The following is a 244-nucleotide window of genomic DNA, read 5'->3' as shown; positions in this document are numbered from 1 at the left end:
TGCGGGAATAGCTCAGTTGGTAGAGCACGACCTTGCCAAGGTCGGGGTCGCGAGTTCGAGTCTCGTTTCCCGCTCCAGTTTCTCCGGCACTGCCTTTGGCAGGGCGGGAAAGAAATCCAGGCTGAATCGCAAGGTTCATGATCGGGTGCGCTGAAAAGCGTTGGGTATGTCCCCTTCGTCTAGTGGCCTAGGACACCGCCCTTTCACGGCGGTAACAGGGGTTCGAGTCCCCTAGGGGACGCCA

2 tRNA genes are annotated in these 244 nt (G+C 59.4%); both read left to right on the top strand.

The window, feature by feature from the left end:
* Position 1: 1 nt before the first annotated feature.
* Positions 2 to 77, top strand: a tRNA-Gly gene (locus tag AC1MHZ_RS23510).
* Positions 78 to 168: 91 nt separating this feature from the next.
* Positions 169 to 244: transfer RNA gene (locus AC1MHZ_RS23505), tRNA-Glu, on the top strand.

The organism is Pseudomonas sp. FA-1 (assembly GCF_056856075.1).
Note: the sequence above shows the minus strand (reverse complement) of the source record. Positions and strands in the feature narration are given on the sequence as shown.